22 protein-coding genes and 3 pseudogenes are annotated in these 25912 nt (G+C 49.1%); 14 read left to right on the top strand and 11 right to left on the bottom strand.

The features are described 5' to 3' along the window. Positions 1 to 6 precede the first annotated feature (6 nt). Positions 7 to 1623, top strand: coding sequence for an IS66 family transposase (tnpC, locus tag K1I37_RS19005; protein WP_242215941.1), 1617 nt, complete (start codon positions 7 to 9; stop codon positions 1621 to 1623). A gap of 207 nt (positions 1624 to 1830) precedes the next feature. On the opposite strand, the gene K1I37_RS19000 is transcribed toward tnpC, so the two are convergent. The 3 genes from K1I37_RS19000 to K1I37_RS18990 form a co-directional block, all read right to left on the bottom strand. After that, entirely contained in the window at positions 1831 to 2013 is a 183-nt protein-coding gene (locus K1I37_RS19000) for an IS3 family transposase (protein WP_161624331.1), read from the bottom strand. A 56-nt stretch (positions 2014 to 2069) separates the two neighbouring features. Continuing rightward, positions 2070 to 2354: a transposase gene (locus K1I37_RS18995; protein ID WP_021295592.1), complete on the bottom strand. Its 285-nt coding sequence runs from the start codon at positions 2352 to 2354 to the stop codon at positions 2070 to 2072. 295 nt (positions 2355 to 2649) lie between these two features. Then, complete coding sequence (locus tag K1I37_RS18990; protein ID WP_269078039.1) at positions 2650 to 3621, bottom strand: transposase; 972 nt, start codon at positions 3619 to 3621, stop codon at positions 2650 to 2652. A gap of 153 nt (positions 3622 to 3774) precedes the next feature. Between K1I37_RS18990 and K1I37_RS18985 the strand changes: the two are divergent. Continuing rightward, positions 3775 to 4119 (top strand): annotated as a pseudogene (locus tag K1I37_RS18985) (transposase); the annotation flags it as partial. A 79-nt stretch (positions 4120 to 4198) separates the two neighbouring features. Here K1I37_RS18985 and K1I37_RS18980 read toward each other — a convergent pair. Both K1I37_RS18980 and K1I37_RS18975 read right to left on the bottom strand, forming a co-directional pair. After that, positions 4199 to 5053 (bottom strand): IS3 family transposase, encoded by an 855-nt coding sequence (locus tag K1I37_RS18980; protein WP_272496356.1) that lies wholly within the window; start codon positions 5051 to 5053, stop codon positions 4199 to 4201. 11 nt (positions 5054 to 5064) lie between these two features. Next, a complete protein-coding gene (locus K1I37_RS18975) occupies positions 5065 to 5352 on the bottom strand; it encodes a transposase (protein ID WP_242215916.1) in 288 nt (95 codons plus the stop codon). A gap of 70 nt (positions 5353 to 5422) precedes the next feature. Between K1I37_RS18975 and K1I37_RS18970 the strand changes: the two are divergent. Beyond that, positions 5423 to 6307, top strand: a pseudogene (locus K1I37_RS18970) (IS256 family transposase); the annotation flags it as partial. A gap of 24 nt (positions 6308 to 6331) precedes the next feature. On the opposite strand, the gene K1I37_RS18965 reads toward K1I37_RS18970, so the two are convergent. The 3 genes from K1I37_RS18965 to K1I37_RS18955 form a co-directional block, all read right to left on the bottom strand. Continuing rightward, positions 6332 to 6874 carry a hypothetical protein gene (locus K1I37_RS18965; protein ID WP_242215940.1) on the bottom strand — a complete coding sequence of 181 codons (543 nt, stop codon included), beginning with the start codon at positions 6872 to 6874 and terminating at the stop codon, positions 6332 to 6334. Between the two features lie 766 nt (positions 6875 to 7640). Next, positions 7641 to 8855, bottom strand: coding sequence for an NRAMP family divalent metal transporter (locus K1I37_RS18960; protein WP_201766382.1), 1215 nt, complete (start codon positions 8853 to 8855; stop codon positions 7641 to 7643). Between the two features lie 194 nt (positions 8856 to 9049). After that, positions 9050 to 10252: a transposase gene (locus K1I37_RS18955; RefSeq protein ID WP_242215902.1), complete on the bottom strand. Its 1203-nt coding sequence runs from the start codon at positions 10250 to 10252 to the stop codon at positions 9050 to 9052. 240 nt (positions 10253 to 10492) lie between these two features. Between K1I37_RS18955 and K1I37_RS18950 the strand changes: the two genes are divergently transcribed. After that, positions 10493 to 11281 (top strand): putative hydro-lyase, encoded by a 789-nt coding sequence (locus K1I37_RS18950; protein ID WP_021294737.1) that lies wholly within the window; start codon positions 10493 to 10495, stop codon positions 11279 to 11281. 155 nt (positions 11282 to 11436) lie between these two features. Here K1I37_RS18950 and K1I37_RS18945 read toward each other — a convergent pair whose 3' ends face one another. Continuing rightward, entirely contained in the window at positions 11437 to 12951 is a 1515-nt protein-coding gene (locus tag K1I37_RS18945) for an LppP/LprE family lipoprotein (RefSeq protein WP_021294736.1), read from the bottom strand. Positions 12952 to 12990: 39 nt separating this feature from the next. Then, positions 12991 to 13434: a hypothetical protein gene (locus K1I37_RS18940; protein ID WP_021294735.1), complete on the bottom strand. Its 444-nt coding sequence runs from the start codon at positions 13432 to 13434 to the stop codon at positions 12991 to 12993. A 149-nt stretch (positions 13435 to 13583) separates the two neighbouring features. On the opposite strand from K1I37_RS18940, the gene opuFA reads away from it, so the two are divergent. From opuFA to K1I37_RS18910, 6 genes and pseudogenes are all read left to right on the top strand, one after another. Next, the gene (gene opuFA / locus K1I37_RS18935; RefSeq protein ID WP_021294734.1) at positions 13584 to 14531 is read left to right on the top strand and encodes an osmoprotectant update ABC transporter ATP-binding subunit OpuFA; all 948 of its coding nucleotides are present in this window, start codon (positions 13584 to 13586) and stop codon (positions 14529 to 14531) included. Then, positions 14524 to 16049: pseudogene (opuFB, locus tag K1I37_RS18930) on the top strand (osmoprotectant update ABC transporter permease/substrate-binding subunit OpuFB). Before opuFA ends, opuFB begins: the two are co-directional and overlap by 8 nt. A 327-nt stretch (positions 16050 to 16376) precedes the next feature. Beyond that, positions 16377 to 16700, top strand: a complete 324-nt coding sequence (locus tag K1I37_RS21675) for a hypothetical protein (RefSeq protein WP_322790865.1) — start codon at positions 16377 to 16379, stop codon at positions 16698 to 16700. Positions 16701 to 16790: 90 nt separating this feature from the next. Beyond that, positions 16791 to 18107, top strand: a complete 1317-nt coding sequence (locus K1I37_RS18920; protein WP_242215909.1) for an IS1380 family transposase — start codon at positions 16791 to 16793, stop codon at positions 18105 to 18107. A 182-nt stretch (positions 18108 to 18289) separates the two neighbouring features. After that, entirely contained in the window at positions 18290 to 18613 is a 324-nt protein-coding gene (locus tag K1I37_RS18915) for a hypothetical protein (protein WP_021295585.1), read from the top strand. Continuing rightward, positions 18610 to 19038, top strand: coding sequence for a hypothetical protein (locus K1I37_RS18910; protein WP_242215939.1), 429 nt, complete (start codon positions 18610 to 18612; stop codon positions 19036 to 19038). Before K1I37_RS18915 ends, K1I37_RS18910 begins: the two co-directional genes overlap by 4 nt. 312 nt (positions 19039 to 19350) lie before the next feature. Here K1I37_RS18910 and K1I37_RS18905 read toward each other — a convergent pair whose 3' ends face one another. Beyond that, complete coding sequence (locus tag K1I37_RS18905; RefSeq protein ID WP_021298361.1) at positions 19351 to 20364, bottom strand: SPL family radical SAM protein; 1014 nt, start codon at positions 20362 to 20364, stop codon at positions 19351 to 19353. 226 nt (positions 20365 to 20590) lie between these two features. On the opposite strand from K1I37_RS18905, the gene K1I37_RS18900 reads away from it, so the two are divergent. The 4 genes from K1I37_RS18900 to nagB all read left to right on the top strand — a co-directional run bounded on the left by K1I37_RS18900 (position 20591) and on the right by nagB (position 25859). Beyond that, complete coding sequence (locus K1I37_RS18900) at positions 20591 to 21973, top strand: methyl-accepting chemotaxis protein (protein ID WP_021298362.1); 1383 nt, start codon at positions 20591 to 20593, stop codon at positions 21971 to 21973. A gap of 513 nt (positions 21974 to 22486) precedes the next feature. Next, on the top strand, positions 22487 to 23659 hold the full coding sequence (locus K1I37_RS18895; RefSeq protein WP_081654271.1) for an ROK family transcriptional regulator: 1173 nt from the start codon (positions 22487 to 22489) through the stop codon (positions 23657 to 23659). A 24-nt stretch (positions 23660 to 23683) separates the two neighbouring features. Next, positions 23684 to 25072: an APC family permease gene (locus K1I37_RS18890; protein WP_021298365.1), complete on the top strand. Its 1389-nt coding sequence runs from the start codon at positions 23684 to 23686 to the stop codon at positions 25070 to 25072. Between the two features lie 61 nt (positions 25073 to 25133). Next, positions 25134 to 25859 carry a glucosamine-6-phosphate deaminase gene (gene nagB, locus K1I37_RS18885; RefSeq protein WP_021298366.1) on the top strand — a complete coding sequence of 242 codons (726 nt, stop codon included), beginning with the start codon at positions 25134 to 25136 and terminating at the stop codon, positions 25857 to 25859. Positions 25860 to 25912: the final 53 nt, after the last annotated feature.

Below are 25912 nucleotides of genomic sequence, written 5' to 3'. Positions count from 1 at the left end.
CCAATCATGACAAGGGATTATGGTCATCAATGTCGAATCAGTAAACATGAAAAATCATCGGCTTCACAGACCGAACAGCTTGAATCCATACAGAACGAAAACCGGTTATTAAAACAAGAAATATCGGATTTGAAACAGCAGGTCAGTCTCCTCCTAGAGCAACTTCGTTTGTCTAAGCATAAACGCTTTGGTGCGACGAGCGAGCGTTCCGACTCAGAGCAATTGCGGCTGTTCAATGAAGTGGAAGTCGAATCAGAGCCTGCAATTGAGGAACCGACGACCGAATCCGTCTCGGTTAAGCCCCGCAAGAAGCAACCAGGCTTTCGGGACGAACTGCTCAAGAATCTGCCCGTGGAGCGTATCGAGTATCGGCTCTCGGAAGACGAGCGGGTCTGCCCTTGCTGTGGAGAATGCATGCACGAGATGAGTTCTGAGATTCGTAAAGAGCTGAAGATTATTCCGGCTCAGAAAATCGTCATCGAACATGTGCAAATCATATACAGTTGTCGACCGTGCGAACGCAATGGGACTGAAACGCCTGTGGTGAAGGCGAAGATGCCGCGTCCAGCTTTTCCGGGTAGCTTGGCATCGCCATCGGCGGTGGCCTACATCATGGACAAGAAGTATGGGGATGGTATGCCGCTTTATCGGCTGGAGCAGCAATTTGCACGCCAAGGCATGCCATTATCACGACAGACCATGGCGAACTGGGTACTAACTGGGGCGAACCAATGGCTCCAGAAAATCTACGAACGAATGCACAGAGAACTGCTTAGATGCAAGTACTTGCACGCAGATGAGACCACTGTTCAGGTCTTGCATGAATACGGTCGAGCCGCTGAGACAAACTCATACATGTGGCTATACCGTACGGGGCGGGATGCTCCGCCAATCGTACTGTATGAGTACCAAATGACCCGGGCTCAAGAGCACCCGATTCATTTTCTCAACGGGTTCAAGGGTTACCTTCATGTGGATGGCTACGCCGGGTACAACCAGATTCCGAATGTAGTCACCGTGTCTTGTTGGAGCCATGCTCGACGTGGTTTTGACGAAGCGATTAAATCGCTTCCCTCCAACAAAAGAAATGCCCCGGTTGCTGCGAGGGAAGGTCTCAATTACTGCAACCAACTTTTCAAAATTGAACGCGATTTAAAAGACGCGACCCCAGAGGAACGTTATGACCAGCGGCTAAAACGAAGTCGCCCGGTTTTAGACGCTTTTTTGGCGTGGCTTGAAGTTCAAAAGGATCAGGTTCTACCAAAAAGTCTGTTGGGAAAAGCGATTGGATACTGTTTGAACCGATGGCCAAAACTTGTTGCCTTTTTAGAAGATGGGAACTTGGAGATTGACAACAATCGTGCGGAACGAGCGATTAAACCATTCGTGATGGGGCGCAAGGCGTGGCTGTTCAGTAACACGCCTAGCGGAGCGAGGGCCAGTGCGATGATCTACAGCATCGTAGAAACCGCCAAGGAGAACGGCTTGAGCCCCTTGCACTACCTGACCTATCTCTTCGAACAAATGCCGAACGTGGACATAGACAATCCAGAGACACTACGGGATCTCCTTCCTTGGTCAAGTGCTTTGCCAGAAAGTGTCCGCAACCCCAGGAAAAAATAACCCCCAAATTCAAAAGACCCTCACCAGCGATGGTGGGGGGTGATTTATATACTAGACCTTCTATCTTGAAACATGGGATGTGTGGCGCATTTGACGCTCACCATTCTCCTGTACCGGATAGTTGTGGTTTGAGTATGTAGTCGCCTTATATTTGCGAACTGTACGACTGCGAAGTTCGTTCTCTCGCATGATTTTCGCCACCATCTTCTACGACACCCGCTCACCATCTTCTCTGCGCAGGATTTGCGTGATTTTGGGGCTGCCATAAAGTCGACGGGACTTCACAAATATCTGGTGAATCCGTTTCGTGATTCGTTTTCGGCGTTTGGAACGCTCGCTCTCCGGGCGCCTGCGCCAAGCGTAATACCCGCTCCGAGATACATCCAACATCTTGCACATCTTCTCAACCGAAAATTTGGAGCGGTTTCTGTGGATGAAATGGTACCTTACTTCCGGTCGTTCATGAAGATGCGCGCGGCTTTTTTTAGGATGGCATTCTCCTCTCGCAGTTCGCGGTTCTCCCGCTCAAGATCCCGCAGGGCCTTCGCTTCCGGCTTGAGGTTCCCGCTGCCAACGAACGGAGTAGACGGATCCTCCTTGAACTTCGACATCCAGCCATACAACGTCTTTTGTGATACACCCAGTTCACGAGCTACCTGGCTCGCTGGCTTCCCACTTTCCGAAACTAATTGAACAGCATGCAGTTTAAATTCCTTGTCATATTGCTTCATCACGTGGACACCTCAAATCGCCTTATTCTTACATTCTCGATTCGTTATGTCCACTCTTTGATCCTAACACCACATTTGCTTTAACCTGTTATCCAACAAAGAGTTCTTCGCTAATCCCTTTTCCATTCTTAAAATAAGAACATGATCTACGTAATTTCCTGAATAGACTAAGATTCACGTGCGAGAGTGCTGTACGCGTTGTACCATTACCCAGAAAGGGAACTCTACATGTATGTAATAAATGATAATACATGGAATTGGGTGATACTGTACCTATGGATAAGTTAAACATGAGCTATGCAGTTGCTCTCAATAATTGGTTATTGGTGGAGTCGAACCACCGCAATTCTAAATTTAGCGGCCATAGTTTGCGAATGAGTCTTGCAAATTGTTTTGCCTCTGTGTCAAGATCGATAGTGATCGAGCCTGGCTCGTTAGTTCGAGCGGCTTGACGGTTTCGGCAGCGGATGCAAATCAGATTGCGGATCACTTGGCCGTGTGTGCAATCTTCTTTGCCCGCTGTTTTTCGTTGTTCCCAAAGCAGATATCGAATCAGCGTCTCTGCTGTGAACAGCAGTGTAAGATGTGCGTGAATGTGATTCTCGTTGGAGGAATGACAATTCAGCATTCCCAGTTCCTGCTTTGCGGTACGGAAGAGGATTTCAATATGCCATCGTCTTAACCAGGCACTGAGAACCTCTTTGGGTGCATCGTGACGGTTGCTTATCAGGAGATACGCTCCCTTGTATTCAGCGGCCAAGTCGTCTTTATCAACGGGTTCGTTTGGATCCACAAGCCCGTTTTGTTCTGTGGTCTTGTTATCTGGTTTTACCCGTTGGCCGACCACGGCGGCGATTGGGGCGTACTTCATTTTCACGACCACTTCACCCTTGCGATTTACCGAAGTGGTGGGCATCTTGAGGTAGATATTCTCACATGCGACGGAGGCTACATCTACATCGCGTTGCTGCATAAGCAGCGGATAAACCTCACGGATGAGGTCCTTTGGACGTACCGGAACGAACCGTTCACGGCCCGTGCCTGGCTCAATCAGTCGGCGGAACAGTTGCGTGTTGCGTTTGGCTTTCGTAACCCAGTCGAAGTTCTGCGATTCACACTGGCGCAGGAACGGTTTGCTGAAATACCAGCGGTCCATCACTACCCACAACCGGCACGTTACCTGCTTGCGGACATCGAGGAGCATTTGCCACGCCAGATCCAACTTGGATTGCTTTTTGTTCGTATCATCTTCGGGCTTCGTCCAGATGGTATACGACCAGGGATATTCGATGCCGTTACAGCGGACAGCGTTAAAGTCTCAAGTAGTGGTGTAAATTCTTCAGGAGGCTGAATCTTGACGAAAAAGCCATCGAGTGCAATCTACTAAAAGTGTGCAGCAATCAGTAGAGGAGGCACTTCGATGGCTTATACGGATAAGATCGCACTTTTGGAGTTAATTCGCAAGATCGGATTAGAAGATGGTGATGTGGATTTCTTGAAAGAAGGGCTGAGGGTTCTCACCCAAGCAGTGATGGAGGCTGAGGTGAGCTCCCTGATTGGCGCTGAGCGATATGAGCGTAGTGAGAAGCGTAGCAACAGCCGTAATGGGTATAGAGAACGAGAATGGGATACTCGTGTCGGAACGATCGATTTGCAGATTCCCAAGCTTCGTAAAGGGAGTTACTTCCCAAGTATCCTAGAACCTCGGCGGAAGGCTGAAAAAGCCCTTCTGTCCGTTGTTCAAGAAGCGTATGTGCATGGTGTGCGTATTGAACCCCGTCCTGTCAAGACAGATGTGCATAATTTTTTGAGATAACGCCATTCTATTCTGATAATTATCAGGTCTACGCTGCCTCTTTTGATTCCTTCCATTTTCTGAATTCCTGCGGTGTACGATAGCCCAACGCTGAGTGCGGGCGCTCTTTGTTGTAGAACTCAATATACGTTTTGATTGCGATCTGGGCTTCCGCGAAGTTGTCGTATTCCTGCATCCAAACTTCTTCCTCCTTCAACGAACGGAAGAAACGTTCGATATAGCCATCTGCGTCCGGGTTGTTATAACCTGTCCGTTCATGTTTCACCTGGCAGTCCTTCATGGCTTGTACGAATCGTCGACTTGTCATTTGGCATCCGTTGTCAGTTCTGAGCGTTAAGTTTGCGCCTAGTACCCCGCTCGGGAATCGGTAGTTGAATGCGTTATCCACAGCCTGCAGCAATTCCTCTGTCCGGCAATAGCGCGAAAACGAATACCCCACAATTTCACGGTCGTACGCATCGATTACCGCGAATAGATATCCCCAGCCATCCTTACCACACCAAATCTTTGTCATATCGCACTGGAAGTGTTCGTTTGACTGACTCACCGGAATCTTTCCAGACCGCTTCTTTCGGGAAGCTTCTCGCTGTGGGGATTTGACCAACAATCCCATTTCCCGCATGAGCCGGTGTACTCGTTTGTGGTTTACCTGCATGCTGTATTGACGACGCAACATGACCTTGATTCTACGGTATCCATATCGTGGGAACCTCTCGCATAGATGGCGAATCCGCTGTTTCAATAGGGCGTCTTTATCTATAACCGCTTTTTTCGCCTTCTTCACAGGCTCCTTTAACAAGCTATAACAATAAGTTCGATTCAGCTCCAATGCTTTCGCAATCACTGGGACCCGAAACCCTTCCTTGACGAGCTGAGCAACCAAGGAACGGCTGCTTACTTCCGGCCCCAGTTCGATTTTTTTCGCAACACATCGATTTCCATAGCCTGCTCGCCAATTTTGCTCATGGCTTCCTGCAACTGCTTCTCCAACTCCTGCTCCCGGGTAGAAGGACCTGACTGAAGCCCTGCTCGTCCACCAGTCAGAAATGCGTCACGCCACTTGTAATACAGACTTTGGGCCACACCATGCTGTCGGCAAACCTCGCTGATATTCGCCCCGGGAACCATCCCTTCCAACACAATGTTCATTTTCTCGTCCACAGTCCACTTACGTCCTGGCATGAGTCAAACACCTCACTACGTCTATTTTACCTCACGTCATCTGTCTGGGTTGACTCTGGGGCCAGTATATGTGAGCACTCGTAAAGTGGATGAGTTGGTCGAATCTATGGGGATTCAAGGAATCAGCAAAAGCGAAGTGTCTCGAATCTGTAAAGAACTCGACGATGTAGTGCAGGACTTCAAAAACCGCCCGCTGGAGGGGACGTATCCATATCTTTGGCTAGATGCCACTTTCCCGAAAGTGCGAGAAGGCGGACGGGTGCAGAGCATGGCGTTTGTGATTGCCATTGGTGTGCGAAACACCGGTGAGCGTGAAGTATTGGGATTTGACATTGGCACCAGCGAGGACGGCGCGTTTTGGCTCACATTCATCCGCAGTCTGATTGCACGTGGATTGCGTGGCGTACAGTTAGTAATTAGCGACGCGCACGAAGGACTGCGTAGTGCCATTGCTTCTGCGCTGACTGGAGCGACCTGGCAGCGCTGTCGTGTCCACACAATGCGCAATATTCTCAGCCAGGTGCCTAGAGCGTCACAAGCGATGGTCTCATCCATTGTCCGGACCATCTTTGCGCAGCCGACGCAGGAAGCCGCCAAACAGCAATTATCTGTCGTTGTGAAACAACTTCAAGGAAAGTTTCCAAAAGCGATGGGTGTTCTGGAACGTGCAGAGGAAGACGTATTAGCATACATGGGATTCCCGAAGGAGCACTGGAAGCAGATTTGCTCGACAAACCCACTTGAGCGCTTAAATCGTGAACTAAGGCGGCGCTTTGATGTGGTTGGCATATTCCCCAACCGAGAGTCTGTATTGCGCCTTGGAGGATCGATTCTCCAAGAGCAGAACGATGAATGGATAGTTGCAAGGCGCTACTTCAGCCGAGAGTCTATGGCAAAACTCATTGGCACTGATGAACAGCAGTTACTAGCTCCAACGTCAGTTTTGCATAAATAGCTAACACTAGGGGTTGCACTCAATTTACACCACTTGACGGGACACTACCCGGACAGCGTGTAATGCGACGATATTCATCGCCCATGTGTAGACTTTGCTTGAACTGTCGTAGAGCCAATAGAGAAACGGAATCTCATTGGCGTATGGATGTGGAGCGTGCGTATCGTCCAACGCGAGGACATCTCCTTGTGTGAGGGCAGTGTCGGGGTCTTCTTGAAGGCGGGCTGTGCGTTTCTTGTTGAACGTATCCCACTGGGAAAACCCCGTCAAAAAGCGGCTTAGTGCAGACTGGGTAATTTTCTGGACGCCAAACATGCGTTGTAACAAACCGTCTTGGTTGAAGAATGAAGCCAGGGTATTGACAGACTGGCAACGATTGATGAGTCCGACAACATAGAGAAAGGCAAGGACCCAGGTGGCTACGCCACGGATTTTGAAGATGCCTGACTGGGACAAGAGAAGGGACAGGTCAAAACGGTCCCAAAGAGTACGTAATACAGGCGCTCCGCCGACATTGCTGAACGACGATAGTTCTTTGAACTTAGGTTTACATAAACGCGCCATCATCTACACCCGAATCGCTAAGAGATAGGCATTTAGGTGCCTCCTCAGCGATTGTTGGGGTGTTTTGAAAAAGTCAAGTACTTTTGTCTGGTTATCGAAGTTTGTTCAAAATATTTTAACTACCTTATTCATCCAGCAACTGCATAGCTCATGTAACCCGTTGTTCATGTTCGTTTCGTATGCTCTTGTTCTATTTGCCGTAATTCCTCTAACCGAGCATTTACTGATGGGCAATCCTCATCATCTTATGAGTCAAGCTGTCCTCGATACATTCCCACCAATAAAATTGATTATATTTTCTACTATATTCTCCATTCCTTTAGTATTTGAGCGTTTTGCAGAATTCGATTTTTCACCGTTTCTCGCACATATATAGTGTACGAAATATCAATGGAACACTATATATAGTGTCAAATGCGTTGTGAACGTTAATTCTGCAAAACGCTCATTTATCAAGAGAGCCATTTTGGAATATATACGGAATAAAAATCAAGAATCTGTGCAATTAAGACAGGTGAATAATTAAATGTAAGAAACCTGAAACATATATCTATTCTCGTATATGGGATAGTCTTTTTCCAAAATGCTCATTTTTATTTTGCAATGTAGATCTGTAGTAGTGCGGACAGAGATTCGAAGAACAGGTTTCGGGCTATTGATATAGCCCGAGGTATGGGTGCATCGGTGCTGATTGTGTCATGCGCTATTTGATACTTTGTCTCTCAAAGGGAATCACTAGTACAGTTGTTATGTCTCCCCAGTCTGTGCATTACAACCCAGGCAGTTGATGTATGGAGATAATCGCGGCATAGAGTGTCACGAGGAAGGCAAGTACGCCGAATACGTATAGCCAAACTGGATGTCGGTATTTCTCGCCCATGATTCGCTTGCTGCGCGCGGCGATGAGAATGACAATCAGCGTCAACGGCAGAATTAACCCATTTAATGCACCGACGAGCACGAGGACTTTGGCGGGTTGACCGTAGAGATCGAATACAAGTGTGGAGAAGACAATAAATGCGATGATGATTGTGCGTTGGTGCTCGCGAAACCAAGGGCCAAACCCGTGTAGAAAGGTGGCACTTGTATAGGCGGCCCCGATGACGGAAGTGATGGCCGCACTCCACAGGACAATGCCGAAGAATTTGTAACCTACCACACCGAGTGCAAAACGGAATGCAGATGCGGGGGGATTCTGGCTGTCGAGCACGTGTCCGGCCGAAACGACGCCAAGAATCGCGAGGAACAGAAAGATGCGCATCAGACCTGTGATGATGACGCCGGAAAACGATGACTTGGTCACTTGGCCGAGGTGTTCTTCACCAGAGATGCCGGCTTCGACTAAACGGTGTCCGCCCGCGAATGTGATATAACCGCCGACGGTGCCGCCAACGAGCGTAATCATTGGGAGCATCATCGCGCCATAACTCGCAGGCAGGATACTTGCAATCGCTGCTTTGCCGACCGGAGGGTGGCTTGTGACCATGACGACAATCACCAAGATAATCATGATGGCGCCGAGAATCTGTGCGACGCGATCGACAATGCGGCCGGCATTGCGCGACAGGAAGATGAGAATTGCAATGAGAGCAGAGACGGTGGCCATCAACTTCGTATTCAAACCGAACAGCACATTGAGCCCGAGGCCCGCGCCGGCGAGGTTGCCGATGTTAAACGCAAGTCCCCCAATGACAATCAAAATCGAAAGCAAGACACCTAGTCCGGGAAGGACTTTGTTGCCAATCTCCTGTCCTCGAAGCCCGGTATAGCCAATGACTCTCCACGTATTCATCTGTGCCCCAATGTCGAGCAAAATGGATGCTAGGATAGCGAATGCGAAATTCACGCCATAGGTTTGCGTGAAGACTGCAGTTTGCGTCAAGAATCCAGGTCCAATGGCCGATGTCGCCATCAAAAATGCAGCGCCAATCAGCGTGGAAATACTCGCGGCTTTCATTCCCGCAGGGCGCTTGTTTGCAGCAATTGGGCGGTCGCTCAATTCAGTACCTCTTTTCTCACTTTTTAAATTTAGAATATAATACACTATATAAATAAGAGCGTTTTGCAGAATGGTCGTTTTGGGTAGAGGTGAAAAAGGAACAGCATCTAGGGTAAGTGAACTGAATTCCACATACTGGTATTCGAGCGCCGTTTCTCGTCAGGTCAACTCGTTATGATTTATGCAGTTTTCTTGTGTCGTTCGATATGGTTCACAGCTAGTGCCGATGCAAGTAACACGATCGCGTTGAGGAACATGTACGTCTTTACTTTTCGAATGCCTCGGACATGGACGTCGTTCGCCGTCAAATTCGTCTTAAGTCTTGCGTTACAACGCTCTACAGCAGTTCGCTCGTTGTATAACAGCTTCCAATTCTGCGTGCCTCGGTGTGGTGCGCAGTAACGCCGAATATCTTCTGTGATCCGCTTTTTGACCACCATACCGTAGTTGGATTCGGAACATGTCGCGATTCCAAGCGGACAATCTACCTTCCCAACCGCGTGCGGGCAGCGAAACTTTAGTCGGTCACCGTCTGCACCCCAATACACCATGTCATATCCCATCGTGCAACGCGGCGTCCCGTCCGATGCTATTCCTTCAGGCGGTTCTTTTTCACCGCGCTTGTTCATCGCGATAATTGCCTGTGCACCATATTGACGAACCGTTTCATAGTTTTTGACTTGATCATATCCAGCGTCCATCATGACAAAGTCGATTTTCCAACCGTGCGTCGTCACGACGTGTTCCAGCAATGGCGCCGCCATCTCACCATCAAAGACGTTCGCTGGTGTGACATCCAAAGCAACTGGCAGTTCACTCGCGGTGTCCACAGCCAAGTGGAATTTGTATCCGAACCAAGCAAGTTTGTTGCCAAAGGTATCGTATTTTGCGCCCCAGTTGGCATTGCCCGTTTCCTGGCTCTTGGACTTAGGTTGCTTTTTCTCGTAGGACTTCACGGCGGCACTGTCCACAGCCAAATGGCGACCGTTGATGATGCTCGCTTCTTTACATTGACTGACCAGGTCAATGAAGAGCTTCTCAGCGAGACCCAACTCAACAACGGCTGAAAACACGCGACTCAGTGTGGAGACCGACGGGGCTGCTTCGTCGATTCGAAACCCACACTGGTAGCGAAAGCGTATATCTCGCGCCAACCGTTCATGAAGCCTTGTGAACGTTGAGATTCCTTCAAGCGGAGCAGCCAGCAGTGCACGCAGAATCGCTTCACGATTCATAGGTTTCGCGCCTTGGGGTGACTGTTTTCTCAATTTCGAAGCATAGGGTTGTAAATCCAAGACAGCAAAGAACAAGGGCAGACGATCGCTGGAGTCAATTTCTAGCCAGTCCTCAAAGGAAAAGAGCGATGGTTGGAGAATATACATAGTGGGACTTCCCTCCTCGAAAATTTCTGGTTTGGTCACTTGAAATCTTCTCGAAGGTTGGGGTGAAGTCCTTTTTCATGTCTTCCAAGCCCTTGTCCTACAAGGCTTTATCAATCTGCAAAACGCTCAATAATATAAATTAATCGTAAGTATATTAATTTTTTATAAATTTAAACCATCGGGGTTGTTTCATTGTGAATATGACAGATACGTACACGATGTCAGGGGGACGAACGCGGAATGGATGAAGAAAGGCTGTTACCTGCCGAAGCCCGAAGGCGAATTCGTTGTAACGAATGGACTCGCCCAACCGCAGGCATGGCCAGTGGTTATACGCAAGCAAACATGGCGATTTTGAAAAAGGAATTGGCCTTCGAGTTTCTTTTGTTTTGTCAACGGAATCCGAAACCCTGCCCGGTTCTCGATGTAACGGAGCCTGGGTTACCGATACCGCGTCTCGTGGCACCTACCGCGGACGTCCGTACTGATCTTCCGAAGTACCGCATTTATCGTCATGGGGAACTGACAGACGAAGTCCATGACATACTGGAATATTGGGAAGATGACATGGTCGCGTTTCTGATTGGCTGCAGCTTTACATTTGAATACCCCCTCATGAACAATGGTATTTCCATTCGACATATCGATGAGCACTGCAATGTACCGATGTATAAGACAAATATTCAAACCGTGAAAGCTGGCAGATTCGAAGGGCCGATGGTGGTCAGTATGCGACCCATTCCGCATGAAGATGTCATTCGCGCAGTGCAAGTGACGTCGCGATTTCCATCGGTACACGGTGCACCTGTCCATATTGGAGACCCCGCGGCTATCGGTATTGTTGATATTACAAAACCTGATTTTGGCGATTCCGTTTCTATTCGTCCGAATGAAGTGCCTGTCTTTTGGGCGTGCGGTGTCACGCCGCAAGCTATCGCGATGCAGGTAAAGCCGGACCTGATGATCACACACGCGCCAGGGCACATGTTGATTACGGACAAACGGGATGAAGACTACGCTGTTTTGTAGTTCACTGCGTTGAACCAAGAAAGTTGAACCAAGAAATATGTGATGAAGTGGCAACGTTCCTCGTCTATGCGAGGGACGCTGCCACTTTCAGTAGGTGATGAGTAACACTTACCAACGCCATTTCTCAGACGTCACTTGCGACGTCTCACCTTCATTTAGGCTGTCCATATCACTGTTGCAAATGGATCAGTCGCTGTTAATGAGCCTGTGACAAGTCCGGAAGCGTTCACTTGAAACGTGAGCGAGGTTGCCGTCAAATATTGCCCGTTGTGCGTCGAGTCGAATAATCCACTGACGTGAACCGACCATAATCCGTTCGACTGCTTCGTTACAAGCGGAGTGGACTCAGGCACCGGATGATAGAAATTCGCGTAGTGTTGAATGATTTGATTGATGGATTGCTTGATGGATGCTGGTAGGTTACTCCATGTTTTCGTTGCTGCCTCATTCTTTTGTGCTTGGTTTGCGATGGATTGTAAGGCGCTATCGCTTGGGTAATCCGTTTTGGGTTGGCGTAAACCGGCTTGTGCTTTCGCGAGGGCCTTGCTGTAATCCCCCATGTTCAGATAGGTTTCAGCCCACGCATAGTCCACCATTTTGGGTACAAGTGTGGCATTTGCAGTGGAGATTGCTTTGTCGTACTGGTATACTGCCCCTGCGAAGTAAGCGGGATATAGCGAGTTTGGCACCGCCATGAACCGATTGTCCGTCTGGTTCCATGCGTATAGTTGGATATTTTCTAATGGACCCGTGTCGTGGACCCAATTGGCAACCTCCATTTGTCCGTTGCCGTTGAAATCGCCGATATCTGCTGAGCCCGACACATTGAGCACAGGGGTCACCTGACCCTTCGTCCACTTGAGAACGATAACGTTGTTCGCTCCGTCTCCGATATACGTTTGAAATGCAATTTCCTCAGTACCATCGCCCGTCATGGCGCCTGAGTTGAATTCGCGCAACTGGGTGCCATCGGTTGTCTTTTGCCACAGTGTTTTCCATGTGCCATTGACGAGGCCAACGACGATGAGGCCGATGTTTCCATCCGTGGTTTGATACGCCGAGGCGAGTTCAGGTTGGCCGTCTGCGTTGAGATCAACAGATAGATACGGGGTGGATTCTCCAGGGAGATTGACTAGTTTCGCAAGTTTCGGCAGCCCAGACTGAATGGCTTGCACAGCATCTGCCGGTGCTGAAGTGTTGACCGGAGATTGCGTCGTTTGCACGCTGAAGCCGTTCAATGCGCCGCTTGGGATTGACGTATTTCCTTCCATGGTCACGGAAGATCCGTTCCACGCGTACGAAACGGTGACAGGTGCGAGGGAGGGGGCATACATCGGATCGGATGGCGCATAGTTTGCATAAGTCACATCGAATTGCATTCCGCTTTGCGCAGGTTTGATGGATTGAACGGCTACCTTTTCTGAGGATGAATCGAGTCCGACGAAGCGATGATTGTGGAAGAAAAACACAATCTGCCCGTATCCATCGGCTGTCGGAGAGCGTGTGCCTAGGGCCGCTGTAAATGTATCTCCGTTTGAACTTGTGATGCTCACCGGGGTGCCGGTAAGTTGAAAATGTTCGGTTGCATCGTTTGTCTCCACCGTACGTTGCATGACGGATTCAATTTCACGCACGCTGGGCGCACCCAGGGCGTCGTCCGTGAGCGTCAACTGATTCCCACTCCACTGCGCGTCATAGCCTGGAAGCCCTTAAGTCAACGCTTGCAATACGTACCACACAGGGATGTAAGCGGTGGATGTTGAATTTGAACGGGTTGTTTCTTGCACGGGAACATTTGTAAAGACGGTCGATCCGCACGCGATATCCAGTGTCCCCGGTTTGGCGGTCCCTAACGTTCCGCTTTGGTGTGCCAGATTACCAATGAGTAATTGATGATTGGCATACGTGATGGTTGGACCCAACTGACGCAACGCCTGAACGACGTCACTGAGCGGCAGCCATACCGTGTTCGACTGTACATAACCGGAAATGTTTTGTTCAACTGTCGTGTCGTTTACGATAATGCTTGCGCGCACGATGGGCTGATTTTGCTTCGCCGCATACACGGATGCATTCCCTGTGGCAAAGGTTGTGATGACTGCCGCTGTCGTTGTCACAACTGCTGCCGCGCCAAGGAACCGTCTTTGTTTCATCTACTGTCACCTCGTTGTCAAAATATAATTCTGATTTAATAGACGAGGGGACAGGAATGAATGTGACGGAAAAATACAGGTATGAATGTTCGGGATGAAAGTTTTATATAAAACGTAATGTGTGTCTCACGAGTCAAAGGAGCGATAGCGTGATCCGATTTGATCATGTGTCCAAACAGTACGCAGGCGGCAGGTTTGCCGTGCAGTCGCTAAACTTGCAAATTCACGACGGAGAATTTTTTGTGCTGATTGGCCCGAGCGGTTGCGGAAAGACGACCACATTGAAAATGATTAATCGCTTGATTGACTTGTCTGAGGGGACCGTCTGGGTGAACGACAAGAAAATCAGCGACTACGATATCGATGAACTTCGTTGGAATATTGGCTACGTCCTTCAGCAAATTGCGCTTTTTCCCCATATGACGATTGCCGAAAATATCGCTGTCGTACCGGAACTCAGGCACTGGGATAAGCGAAGAATCGCTGCGCGGGTGGATGAGTTACTGACGATGGTGGGACTGGAGCCGAGCGTTTATAGAAACCGTAAGCCGCGAGAGTTGTCCGGCGGTCAACAGCAACGCGTGGGGGTCATACGGGCGCTTGCGGCTGATCCGGAAATCCTCCTCATGGACGAACCCTTTAGTGCGCTCGATCCGTTCAGTAGAGAAAAATTACAGGATGACCTTTTGGAAATCCAACAGAAACTCAAGAAGACGATTGTATTTGTCACGCATGATATGCAAGAGGCGATGAAACTTGGGGATCGGATTGGTCTGATGAAAGGGGGAGAACTGGTTCAGGTTGGAACCCCTCATGAGTTCTTGACGGATCCGGCGAACGATTTTGTGCGGGAGTTTGTCGGCGGCTATAAATTCACCGTCAATTTAAAGGAACTTGTGCATCCGGTGCAAACCGCTGCCGCTGAAACAAAGATGATTCCACTCGATACGCCTTTCGATGAGGTGTTGGAACACCTATCCCGATTTGAACAACTCTGTGTCGAGGAAGATGGGCATCCAATCGGGATCATCAATCGTCAGCATGTACTTTCGTACATGTCGCAATATTTGAGGGTCGGAGGGCAGCGGAATGAATAATTTGGTTCGCGCGTTTTCACAGACGAAGTCTCAGCTTTTAAGCGCCTTGTTACAGCATATTGAAATTTCTCTGATTGCCCTCTTCTTCTCATTGGTCATTGCGATACCCCTCGGCATTTATTTGACGCGACGGCAGAAGATTGCCGAGGTCATCATCGGCTTTGCTGGGGTTGTGCAAACCATTCCTTCTCTGGCTTTATTGGGTATTTTAATTCCTGTCTTCGGAATCGGGACGGTACCGGCCGTCATCGCCCTTGTGGCATATGCTTTGCTCCCCCTCTTACGCAATACATACACGGGCATCAAGGAAGTTGACCCTTCTTTAATTGAAGCCGCACGCGCCATGGGGATGAACACGCGAAAACGACTGCTCAAAGTCGAACTCCCGTTGGCAACGCCTGTGATTCTGGCGGGTATTCGAACAGCGACCATTTTAATTATCGGAACCGCAACCATTGCGGCATTGATTGGGGCTGGCGGACTCGGATCCGTCATCTTACTTGGCATCGACCGCAACGATTACCCACTGATCATTATCGGCGCCATTCCCACGGCGCTGCTCGCGATTGTCTTCGACGTTCTGCTGCGGCAGCTTGAACGAATCTCGTTCAAACGAACGACCATTGTCGCGAGTGTCTTTGTGCTCATCATTCTTCTCATCGTGGGATCCATGTTTGGCGCACGGTTGATCAATCCGGGCGCGAAGAAGACGATTGTGATTTCCGGGAAACTTGGCGCCGAACCAGAAATTCTCGACAACATGTACGCACTGCTCATTGAGCACGACACGAATTTACATGTTCAACTAAAGCCTGGTCTTGGGGATACAACTTTTGTGTTTAACGCACTTGAATCGAAGGATATTGATCTCTATCCGGAATTTACAGGAACCGCCATTACTGAACTGCTAAAAGAAACCCCGAAAAGTACAAATTCGGCGTCGGTTTATCAGCAGGCTAAAGTGGGTATGGCGAAAAATTCAATATGGATTTGTTAGAACCAACGCAGTTTAACGATACTTACGCACTCGCGGTGACACAAAGTTTTGCTGACAAATACCACCTCAAAACGATTTCTGACCTGGCACGTGTTCAACAGTATGTGAAAGCAGGATTTGATCCCGAATTTTCCACCATTCAGGATGGCTACCTTGGTCTCGCTAAGAAATACGGTTTTCATTTCTTCATTGTTTCGTTGGATCCGGGCGTTCGCTATGCGGCGCTGGAGAAGGGCGAGGTCAATCTTGTGGACGCTTATTCAACCGACAGCGCTTTGCAAAAATATCACTTGGTTGTCTTGCAGGATAATGAGCACTTCTTCCCACCGTATCAAGGGGCACCCTTACTACGACAAGATACAGTTCAAGAATATCCACAGATTGTACCGGTTTTAGATAAACTTTCTGGAAAAATCACGGACTGTGAAATGCGAAAAATGAACTACGAGGTGGATGTGGAGGGCATGAGTCCGGCAACAGTGGCAAAGAATTTTTTAACCGCCTCGGGATTACTTCAGTAGGGAAATAGTGCGCTCCCTGAAAACAATACCGCTGTGACGGAAGCCATGTGTGCGCAATAAGCGGTTTATCCATGCACACGGTGAATATCGATTTGCGAGAATGACACAATACCTGTATGAGGCCTTGAAAACGTATCCTAAAAAGGTTGTTTTGTCCGCGGAGAATTTTCGGAATATATCCAATCAGTACAGACGTTACAAAGCGCATGTCAGTGTGCTTGGCACGACGCAACTGCATTGCGCAATCCTTATATGATTGCTTGGTGGTCTGCGGCGTTTCCCGGGTTTGGTCATCTGCTTTTGAGTAAATATTTGCGAGGCTATATTTTGTTTATTTGGGAAGTGGTTGTCAACGTGCAGGCGGACATCAACACCGCGATGGTGCACTCGTTCGAGGGAAAGTTTGAACTTGCAAAGACAGATCTAAACCCCAGATGGATGTTGATGTATATCCCTGTCTTCCTATTTGGTATCTGGGACAGCTATCGAACGTGTGTAGATATGAATAATGTGTACTTGCTTGCTGAACGGGAGGATGCGCCATTTAACTCATATACGGTTGGGAGTGCTGAAATTAATTATTTGGACAAGAGAAATCCCATCATGTCGGTTTTGTGGTCATCCCGGATTTCGACGATTGTGTCCTCATGAACTGGTGTGAATAATTGAAAAGGTGCTCCCCGTATGGCTAAGATGAGTTTGTCAAGAACCACATCTTCGCTAGGAAGGAGCACCTTTTGGGTGAAACAATATAATCATACACGAAGTCAGTTTGCTCGTAAAAGCTCTACAATTCATACTCGCTACGATTTGAATGCCGCCACCTCCTTTGGCGGTGCAGCTGGTCTCATAGATTTCGTTTTGGGAACGGGTATTGACAGGGAGTTTTGGGTACATGGATTACGCAAGGGCAGAAACACCCAGTTCCACATGGACGATATTGCTCTGACCGTCATTTTCGGTTCCTTGCTGGGTCAGGAACGGATTTTCCACTTTGAGGACATCGAACAAGATCCCCTGTTGAAGCTGAAGTTGGACGTGCCAAAACTGCCTGATACGACTCTGTTATATAAGGACCTCAAGCGGCTTGGCTCCGACGCTGGCATCAAGGCGATACGTTCGGCGCATAGACAAATCCTAAAGTCACTTCTCCCCAAAGGACAAAGCATCGTGGTCGATATCGACTCCTCTGTAGAGACTGTTTATGGCGCGCAGCAACAGTCCGCTGTTGGATATAATCCACACCATCACGGACGAGCGAGTTTCCATCCCTTGCTGGCGTTTGATTCACTCACTGGTTGTTGTCTCTATGATGAGTTGCGCTCTGGTGACGCCCATACATCAGATAGATTTGCGAATTTCTACAAGGCGATGAAAGACCAGTTGCCGGATGGCGTCAACATTCGTGCCGTCCGCATGGATAAAGGGTTTACCGGAGAAAAAGTGTTTCAGATATTGGAGCAAGACAAGCGGGATTACGTCATCAAACTGAAGTGGACCAAGCGACTCGCACAGTTGGCGCAAGCGCCAAATCTCCTCTGGCACTGCATCACAGAGAGTGACCGGAAACATTGTGACGTTACTTCCATCATGTATCAGGCAACATCCTGGGACAGGCCTCGGCGGGTCGTGATTGTGCGTCGCTTGGACATTGACCCACAGGAGTGCCTGTGTGCGGAGTGGCTCTGGGAATACGAGGCGATTGCCACAACGCTTGACTGGCGCGGCGAGGATGTATGGCACTTCTATAACTTTCGTGGTAACGCTGAGAATCACATCAAGGAAGCCAAATATGGATTCGCCATCGACCAATTCTCCAGCCAAAATTTCGATGCCAACAAAGCGCTACAAGGTCTAAAGCTACTTGCGTATAATCTACTCCTGCTGTACAAGCACGTCGCGCTTCAACCAAGGGTGCGACAGTGGACCGCCGGACGGCTCAGACGAAGACTATTCCATCTACCTGGGATTCTAGTGCGTCATGCACGCCAGTGGAGCATTCGTCTTCCCGTGTATGCCAAGCATCGGTCGTTGCTCATGCTTCATGCCGCCACGTAGATTTTCTTCCAATTGAAAAAGTGGAGTTCATAGCCTGGCTTGGGGAGGGGGGAAGTGTGTCCATTGCTCTAGTTCCGTACCATGATTTCGCCGTGTCCGCTAACAAATCCACCAAATACTCGAAAACAGGTTCCGATCAGTGACCTTAATCACCTAATCGTCGAAATCCGGGGTCATTATTTATGCCGGGCCTCGGGCAGCTACACATTCATCGAGTGTTAATGGCGTCTTTCGCGCTGGCGTGGGGGATTGTCTTTTTGTATCAATCGCGGTTGCTCGAAGCTGTGCAATTTTTATTTTCGGGTGACATACAGAAGTCAACAAATGTACTCAATCCGGAGTGGCTGTTGTTCATGCCTTCCGTATGGGGATTTGCCGCGTATGACTCCTACATCAATACAGTGGAAAACAACAAGCTGTTCGAATACGAGCAAAGAACTTTTCTTCGGAAAAACTACCAGAGCCGCAGTTTTACCATTAAAAAGGGAAAAGTGATAGCGGAATGATGCAAATTATGTCCACTTTCGAGCATTCAGTAAAACTGGAATTGGCGATTAGTGCGCTGGAACTTGCAGGCATTCAAAAGCAGCACATTTTTGCCGTGCCATTAACCAATCGGAAGGTAGACAGAAGACTACTCGACAACCTGCATAATTCCGATGGCGTTACTTTGTTTAGCACAGGTGCGGCTCTTGCGACAGCGTTTGCTGTTGTCGGAGCCAGTATTGGGTTTTCACTCAAATGGGGACCGATTTACTGGGGGCTCATTAGCGCGGGAAGTGGATTTTTGATTGGATTTTTCATTGATTTGTTTATCAATAAGGTGCTAAAAAAGCACAAACGTCTCCTGAAGGGCAAGAATCCTCAAGTGATATTAATTGTTGAGCGTTTTGCAGAATTCGATTTTTCACCGTTTCTCGCACATATATAGTGTACGAACTATCAATGGAACACTATATATAGTGTCAAATGCGTTGTGAACGTTAATTCTGCAAAACGCTCATTGTTGAGTGTCGGGAAGACCAAGCCGACAGCGTTGAAAATATCCTTTGGAAGTACTTGGCCCTCGGACTGGCACGCGTTCAAAATTGAATGACTGCTTTTCAATGATGAGGAGCTTTTTGCAGTCAGAGATAGTACTTTGACATCATCTCCCTTGACCAATACGGTTGATGTACATCTCCGATTGGTCCGAATTCCTCCATATACGGCTTGATATCCAACACAGGAGTGCCGTCAATCGTTAGATGGGGAGCGTTAACTGTACGCTCTGCGAGTTCATTCCTTCTCTATTTACACACGAAATACCGGTAAACGCATCACTCTCGGACGAACGAGTGTCTTCTTGCCCTGTATTGTAACGGGAGAGAGGACGTGCTGGAATGTCTGTCGTCATCTGCAGTTCGTCTAGCATGGTGTGCACGGAGTCCATGAGGGGCCGCACATATGACTGTGGGGCATAGGCGCCTTTATATAGACGCTGGTATTTCCCGACAAGTTCGGGGTAGTGTCGTTGAATGGTCTGCAAGAACCACGTCTTTACCTCCCCGCTCAGGCGAAGAACCGACGGGATGATAAAATGCGCACCGTGCTGAATCGCGAGATGAATGACGTCATGTAATTGTTCGCGTGAATCCGTCAGGTGCGGGATGATAGGGGCAAGCAGGATACCGACAGGGAGACCTGCATCCGCCAATGTTTGGATGGTTTCGAGCCGTTTCTGCGGCGCTGGCGTTGCCGGTTCGAGGTTTCGCCAAACCGATTTGTCTAATGTATTGACACTGATATGGATGGACTGGATGTTCATGTGTTTCAAGACGTCGATATCGCGACGGATAAGGGGAGAGCGCGTCGTGATGGATGTTTGAATACCGTAGTGCGCAAGTACCTCAAGGCACTTACGCGTCTCTCGCTGACGTGCCTCGATGGGCTGATAGGGATCTGTTGCGGTACCGATGTTGACGAGACCAATGTCTCTTTGGAGCCTTGCGTAATCTCCTTGGTGATGTTTGAGTTTGCGACGAAGTTGCGCGTTTAACACATCAGCAGCATTTTCCTTGACGAAGACATGGTGACGAAATGTATCGTCTGCGGCGAGACCCATGTACGTGTGCGTGACGCGCGCGTAACAGAAACTGCAACCGTGCGTGCATCCGCGATAGGGATTGATGGACCACTGGAAGGGCATCTCTGGTGCCGTGACTTTATTCATCACTTGTTTTGGTGCAATCGACTCAAATACGGGCGGCTTGCGCATGACCTCACCTGATTTCGTAAACTAGAGGATTTTATACGAACATATGTTCTGTTTTCTTGTTGAGAGTTATTCTACAGCGCATGTGTTGCTGCCGCAAGTCCTTTGTAGTCTATTTCTACTAGTCCATCTGCATCTGTCGAATATTGGTGAATCTTGCTAGTCTGAGATTGGAATTTATTCGCTATGAAATCATCGTTTAGTGTTTGTGCTGAGAGGATGAACGACGATGGAGACGACATTGAAATCATTGCAGTCAAAGGCCGCACCACCGGCAGGCGGGCGTAAACCAGAGGGCCCCGGTAAACCGCCGACTGCGGCACCCGGTGGGCGTGAAATGCATGTGCCATTTTTGCGTCAGTTGCGGGGAGAAGTCACATGTTACTGGCTAGGGGCGTCGGCGGGGGCGATTTTGGCGGATCTGATTTTGTGGCGGATGGCTGCGCGAATGCATGCCACTTGGTTAGAGGCGAGCCTCATTGGCGTCATTCTGCTGATTGTTGTGCTTGCGCTCTTAGTACAATGGCGCTTTCGAGTATTATTTCGGCCAATTCGCATCTTGTATCACGAAGTAATGCAACTTCAACGAGGCGATTTGGGAGACCATGCCGTGCAGGTTGCTGGGCGAACGGATTTAGTGCTGGTCGTTCGGGCGCTACAAGACGCAAAGCGGAGCATCCGCGACATTCTCGTGCAACTCAAACAGGTTTCCAACGATTTGGCGGACTCTTCATCGTCGTTGCGAACGGGCGCCAGTGAGACGAGTTTGGCGTCGAAGCAAAACGCCTCCGTGGTGATGGATATGGCAGGGGCTGTCGAGACACAGCACCAACTGACGCAAAAGACGCAGGCAGCCATGGCACAAACGCTCGCAACCGTTCGTCAGATTCAAGAGATGTCCTTGGATACAAGTAAGTTGTCACAGGTAATGCTTTCCAAGGCGCAATCGGGCAAGGACGAAATGGCTGGAACCACGCGGCGCATGGGCGACATTGAACGGGAGGTACAAGAATTGTCGCAGCGTGCGAAGGAGTTGGCGCATTGGGCTTCGCAGGTCATGTCGACGAGTCAGGCCATACGTTCCATTGCGGAACAAACGAATTTGCTTGCGCTCAACGCGGCGATTGAAGCTGCGCGTGCGGGGGACGCGGGTCGCGGTTTCGCCGTTGTTGCAGGGCAGGTTCGCAAGTTGGCGGAACAGGCGAGCGACGACTCGGAACGGATACACGGCGTCGTCGTAGAGATGGAACAGCACGCAAAGGCGTCTGTGTCTTCGATTGAGTCAGTCGCCGCCAACGTTTCGGAGGGCGCGCGGGCAGTTACGGCCACGGAGCAGTCGTTTTTGTCGATTGTGGAGGATATTCATGACTTGGAACAGCGCGTGCAAAACGTCCACGCGGCGGCGGAAGGAATTAGTGAACAAGCCGGAACTGTGGACGAGTTCATGCAGTCGTTGGTCGCCATTTCATCTTCGCAATCGGAGGCGATTGAGACCGTCGCCGCGTCCAGCGAGGAACAGTTGTCGATGATGGAGGAAGTGTCGAGGAGTGCCTCGACAATGAGCCAGATGGCAGGAGACTTGCAAGTCGCCGCTGCGAGATTCCAGTGGTGACGTGAGATGTTGTATACGCCAGCCCTGGTGGATAAACCTAGGAACACAGCGACGATGGTATTCTGTTTCTAATCAATGAACCATGAAGACGAACGCGGCATTTCCATATGCCGCGTTCGTCTTCATTTTCGGCGGTAGGTAGAACGGTTTTTTTAATTCAATTCGCACCTTTGCGATCAGAAGCCGAACAGTTGTTAGCGACTTTAATATCCCGATGGCTGCACCATGGTATGTCATTGACCTGAATACCCTGGTCGTGCGCAGTTCATTCTACATATTGCATCCACCTTGTTCGAGGAGCTTACTTGGTGCAGTGCATCTTGAACGTCTCTTCACATCAGGTCCTCATAGATAACATGAATTTCCTTGAGAACACGATAAAGGAAGTACCTATTCAACCATGTCTAAACTTATATTTGAATGCGTTTACATATCGGCGGTTTAGCTGTACAATAAATCAAAAACAGTTTGTTTGGTACCAGAACAAACAAACCCGCTTGGGAGTGTGGAGAAATGCGTATGGGGACAGTCGTGCGCAATGTGAATCGAGCAAACGTGTTGAAGGAGGTGCGATTGAATCACCCCATTTCAAGAGCGGACATCGCAAAGCGCTTGGAGCTTAGCCGGTCGGTTGTCTCCGAAATCGTCGATTCTTTAATTGAAGAAGGGTTTGTTCGCGAGATCGGTACCGGAAACTCAACGTCTAAAGGTGGGCGTCCGTCCGTTCGATTGGAGTTTGTTCCAACAGCCCGATATTCGTTTGGAATGGACATCGGTGGGACAAAGACGATGTTTATGATCACGGATTTAAGTGGGGCTGTTATCGCTCAGCGAAAGATTTCATCGCATGGCGTTGGGCGGGATATCGTAGAGCATTTGCGCAACGAGGCCCAAGCCTTTCTTGAGGAGTCGGGTGTTTCACTGGACAAAATTGTGGGTTCCGGAATTGGGGCACCAGGTCTCGTCAATCATGCGGAGGGGACTGTCATCGCTGCACCGGGTCTAAATTGGATCAACGTCAATCTCAACGAAGCGTTTCGCTCGTATTTGCCCGAGCCAATTATCGTCGATAACGACGTCAATATGGCGCTTCTCGGTGAAATGTGGATGGGTGCTGGCGGTGAGGACGAGGATGTGATTTTTGTGGGAATCGGCACAGGAATTGGGGCTGCGTTGATGATAGGCGGACAAATTCATCGCGGTGTTGCGGGGTATGCGGGGGAGGTTGGATATGTCCCGGTAGATCCTTTCACAAACCTCCAAAGTGATGTCGCCGAATTTGGGGCCCTGGAGAAGCTGGCATCGGGAACGGGAATTCGAATCGAGGCGGAAGCGCACTTGAGTGAATTTCCGAATTCTCGACTGAAACGTGGAGAAATTCAGGCGGAATCGGTGTTCGAAGCTGCCCGTCTGGGCGATGAATTGGGTCAATTCATTGTAGATAGAACAGTGAAGTATTTGGCTTTTGCGTTGTCACATATGGTTGCCTTGGTCAATCCGGGCAAGATTATTCTTGGTGGTGGTGTTATGCAGGTTGGAGATACGCTTCTCACGGAAATTGATCGGCGTTTGAAACAAATTATGCCGATTCGAACGAATCTGGCGTTAGCGCAGTTGGGGGAACTGGCAGGCGCTTATGGCGCAGCAGCAAGTCCGATTTTTGATATGTACGGAACGTATGTTTAATTCGTATTCATGAGGTGAACTATCATGGCTCAACGAGAAGGACAAAGATTGGAACGTGGCATCGGCCTATTTCAAGCCACGGCCACCAATATGTCACAGATGATGGGGGCTGGCCCGTTTATTACGATACCGATTATTTTGCAGGAAATGGGCGGCCCTCAGGCTGTTTTTGGTTGGATGACAGGCGCCATTCTAGCGGCGCTGGATGGATTGGTCTGGAGTGAATTGGGATCCGCAATGCCCGGCGAAGGCGGGACATACGTGTATTTGCGGGAAGCGTTCCAATATCGGTCGGGCAAACTCATGCCATTTCTCTTTATCTGGTCTACGATTATCGTCACACCCCTCATCATGTCCACGGGTGCAATTGGTCTTACGCAGTACCTGGGATACTTCTTCCCGCACATGACAGGCCTTGAGTCTAAATTGGTCGCAGTCTTTATTACGATCATGACCATAGCGCTGCTCTGGCGGAGAATTCATTCTGTCGCAAAGTTGACGACTGTGTTGTGGATAGGTGTCATCCTCACGGTCGTGATGGTCATCATTGCTGCTTCTACACACTTTAATGCGCATGTCGCTTTCTCGTTCCCACCTAACGCATTTGCGCCGTCGAAATTCCTGCTTGGCCTCGGGAGTGGAATGTTGCTTTCGATTTACGACTACCTGGGCTACTACACGGCGTCGTACCTTGGAGATGAGGTTTCCAATCCCGGTAAGACGATTCCTCGTGCGATTCTCATGGCGATTCTATTCGTCGCTATGATCGATCTCAGCATGAACATAGGCATCATCGGAAACATCCCGTGGCAGACGGCGATGAAGAGTACCGATATCGGTACGCAGTTGGTTCAAAGCGTTTGGGGGCGTCCTGGCGCGATTATTATCACGGTGTTAATTATTTGGACTTGTTTTGCATCTGTGTACGCGGGTCTTCTTGGGGCCTCCCGACTTCCTTATAACGCGGCGCGTGACGGTTTGTTCTTTAAATCCTTTGCTAAGTTGCATCCGAAACTGAATTTCCCGCATGTGAGTCTTCTCGTGATGGGTGTCATCATGGCCATCTGCTGCTTCTTTAACTTAACCACAATCATTAATGCGCTGATGGCAATGGCAATCGTGATTCAATTTATGGGACAAATTGTCGCCTTAACGGTCCTCAGGAAACGTCAACCGAACTTGAAACGACCATTTCGTCAATGGCTGTACCCGATTCCGAGTATTCTCGCTTTCATTGGATGGGCTTACGTGTTTTACTCGTCCGGCTGGTCGGCCATCCGTCTAGCGATGATCTGGACTGCTCTGGGTATCATTGCATTCTTGATTTGGGCATATCGGAAGAAGGAATGGCCTTTTGGAAAGAAAGTCATTCAGGAGGTTTATGCAACACCATCGGCTGAATCTGGTGAATAGTACGCTATAGATGAAAGATGATAATCCCATCAGGAGAAGATGCGAAGATGGAGGAGAGAACATGAATATTCGAGTGTTTCGTACGCCGTCCGATGCAGGCATTTATGCTGCGTCGATACTGGAACGAGTTGTCACCTCTAAGGAGCGACCCGTCCTCGGCCTGGCGACGGGCGGAACGGTCATCCCTTTATATGAAGCATTTGTGAATCTGGTTCGTTGTGGGCTGGATGTTTCCCATGTCACGACGCTGAACTTAGACGAATACATCGGACTTGCACCTGACCATCCGCAAAGCTATCGTGCGTTCATGAATGAGCATCTGTTTTCAAAGGTGGGGATTCCTGCAGAATCGACTCATTTACCCAATGGAATCGCATCGGACTTAGCAGCAGAATGCGAACGGTACAATGCAGTGATACGAAAAAACCCTATCGATATTCAAATATTGGGTATTGGTGTGAACGGACATATTGGTTTTAACGAACCCAGTCATACGCTGATCACAGGTACACACGTCGTAAACTTGTCAGCGGAAACGATTAAGATGAACGCGCGATTTTTTCAAAATGAAGAGGAAGTTCCTCGGCAAGCCATCACAATGGGCGTGCAATCGATATTGCAAGCGAAACAAATCATTCTCTTGGCGTTCGGAGAGCATAAGGCTGAAATTATCCGTGAAGCACTGAAAGATGGAATTCGTACAGATGTTCCGGCGAGCATTTTACAACTTCATAAGGACGTCACAGTGATTCTTGATGAACAGAGTGCGAGTCACCTGGACTTGTAATTGAATCGAGCGCTTTATTTTATGAAGGGACGAACGCGGTGGATTGGAACGCC

It is taken from the genome of Alicyclobacillus acidoterrestris (assembly GCF_022674245.1).
Taxonomy (GTDB): domain Bacteria; phylum Bacillota; class Bacilli; order Alicyclobacillales; family Alicyclobacillaceae; genus Alicyclobacillus; species Alicyclobacillus acidoterrestris.
This window is presented reverse-complemented; position numbering and strand designations above follow the sequence as displayed.

Excerpts from the sequence above, each read along its gene's own strand:
- K1I37_RS18915 (WP_021295585.1), top strand. The coding sequence starts at position 18,290 with ATGCCGGGCCTCGGGCAGCTACACATTCATCGAGTGTTAATGGCGTCT.
- K1I37_RS18965 (WP_242215940.1), bottom strand. The coding sequence starts at position 6,874 with ATGATGGCGCGTTTATGTAAACCTAAGTTCAAAGAACTATCGTCGTTC.
- K1I37_RS18995 (WP_021295592.1), bottom strand. The coding sequence starts at position 2,354 with ATGAAGCAATATGACAAGGAATTTAAACTGCATGCTGTTCAATTAGTT.
- K1I37_RS18940 (WP_021294735.1), bottom strand. The coding sequence starts at position 13,434 with ATGAAACAAAGACGGTTCCTTGGCGCGGCAGCAGTTGTGACAACGACA.
- K1I37_RS18905 (WP_021298361.1), bottom strand. The coding sequence starts at position 20,364 with ATGCGCAAGCCGCCCGTATTTGAGTCGATTGCACCAAAACAAGTGATG.
- K1I37_RS18890 (WP_021298365.1), top strand. The coding sequence starts at position 23,684 with ATGGCTCAACGAGAAGGACAAAGATTGGAACGTGGCATCGGCCTATTT.
- K1I37_RS18900 (WP_021298362.1), top strand. The coding sequence starts at position 20,591 with ATGGAGACGACATTGAAATCATTGCAGTCAAAGGCCGCACCACCGGCA.
- K1I37_RS18910 (WP_242215939.1), top strand. The coding sequence starts at position 18,610 with ATGATGCAAATTATGTCCACTTTCGAGCATTCAGTAAAACTGGAATTG.
- K1I37_RS18950 (WP_021294737.1), top strand. The coding sequence starts at position 10,493 with ATGGATGAAGAAAGGCTGTTACCTGCCGAAGCCCGAAGGCGAATTCGT.
- tnpC (WP_242215941.1), top strand. The coding sequence starts at position 7 with ATGACAAGGGATTATGGTCATCAATGTCGAATCAGTAAACATGAAAAA.
- K1I37_RS18975 (WP_242215916.1), bottom strand. The coding sequence starts at position 5,352 with ATGCCAGGACGTAAGTGGACTGTGGACGAGAAAATGAACATTGTGTTG.
- nagB (WP_021298366.1), top strand. The coding sequence starts at position 25,134 with ATGAATATTCGAGTGTTTCGTACGCCGTCCGATGCAGGCATTTATGCT.
- K1I37_RS18955 (WP_242215902.1), bottom strand. The coding sequence starts at position 10,252 with ATGTATATTCTCCAACCATCGCTCTTTTCCTTTGAGGACTGGCTAGAA.
- K1I37_RS18895 (WP_081654271.1), top strand. The coding sequence starts at position 22,487 with ATGCGTATGGGGACAGTCGTGCGCAATGTGAATCGAGCAAACGTGTTG.
- K1I37_RS19000 (WP_161624331.1), bottom strand. The coding sequence starts at position 2,013 with ATGTTGGATGTATCTCGGAGCGGGTATTACGCTTGGCGCAGGCGCCCG.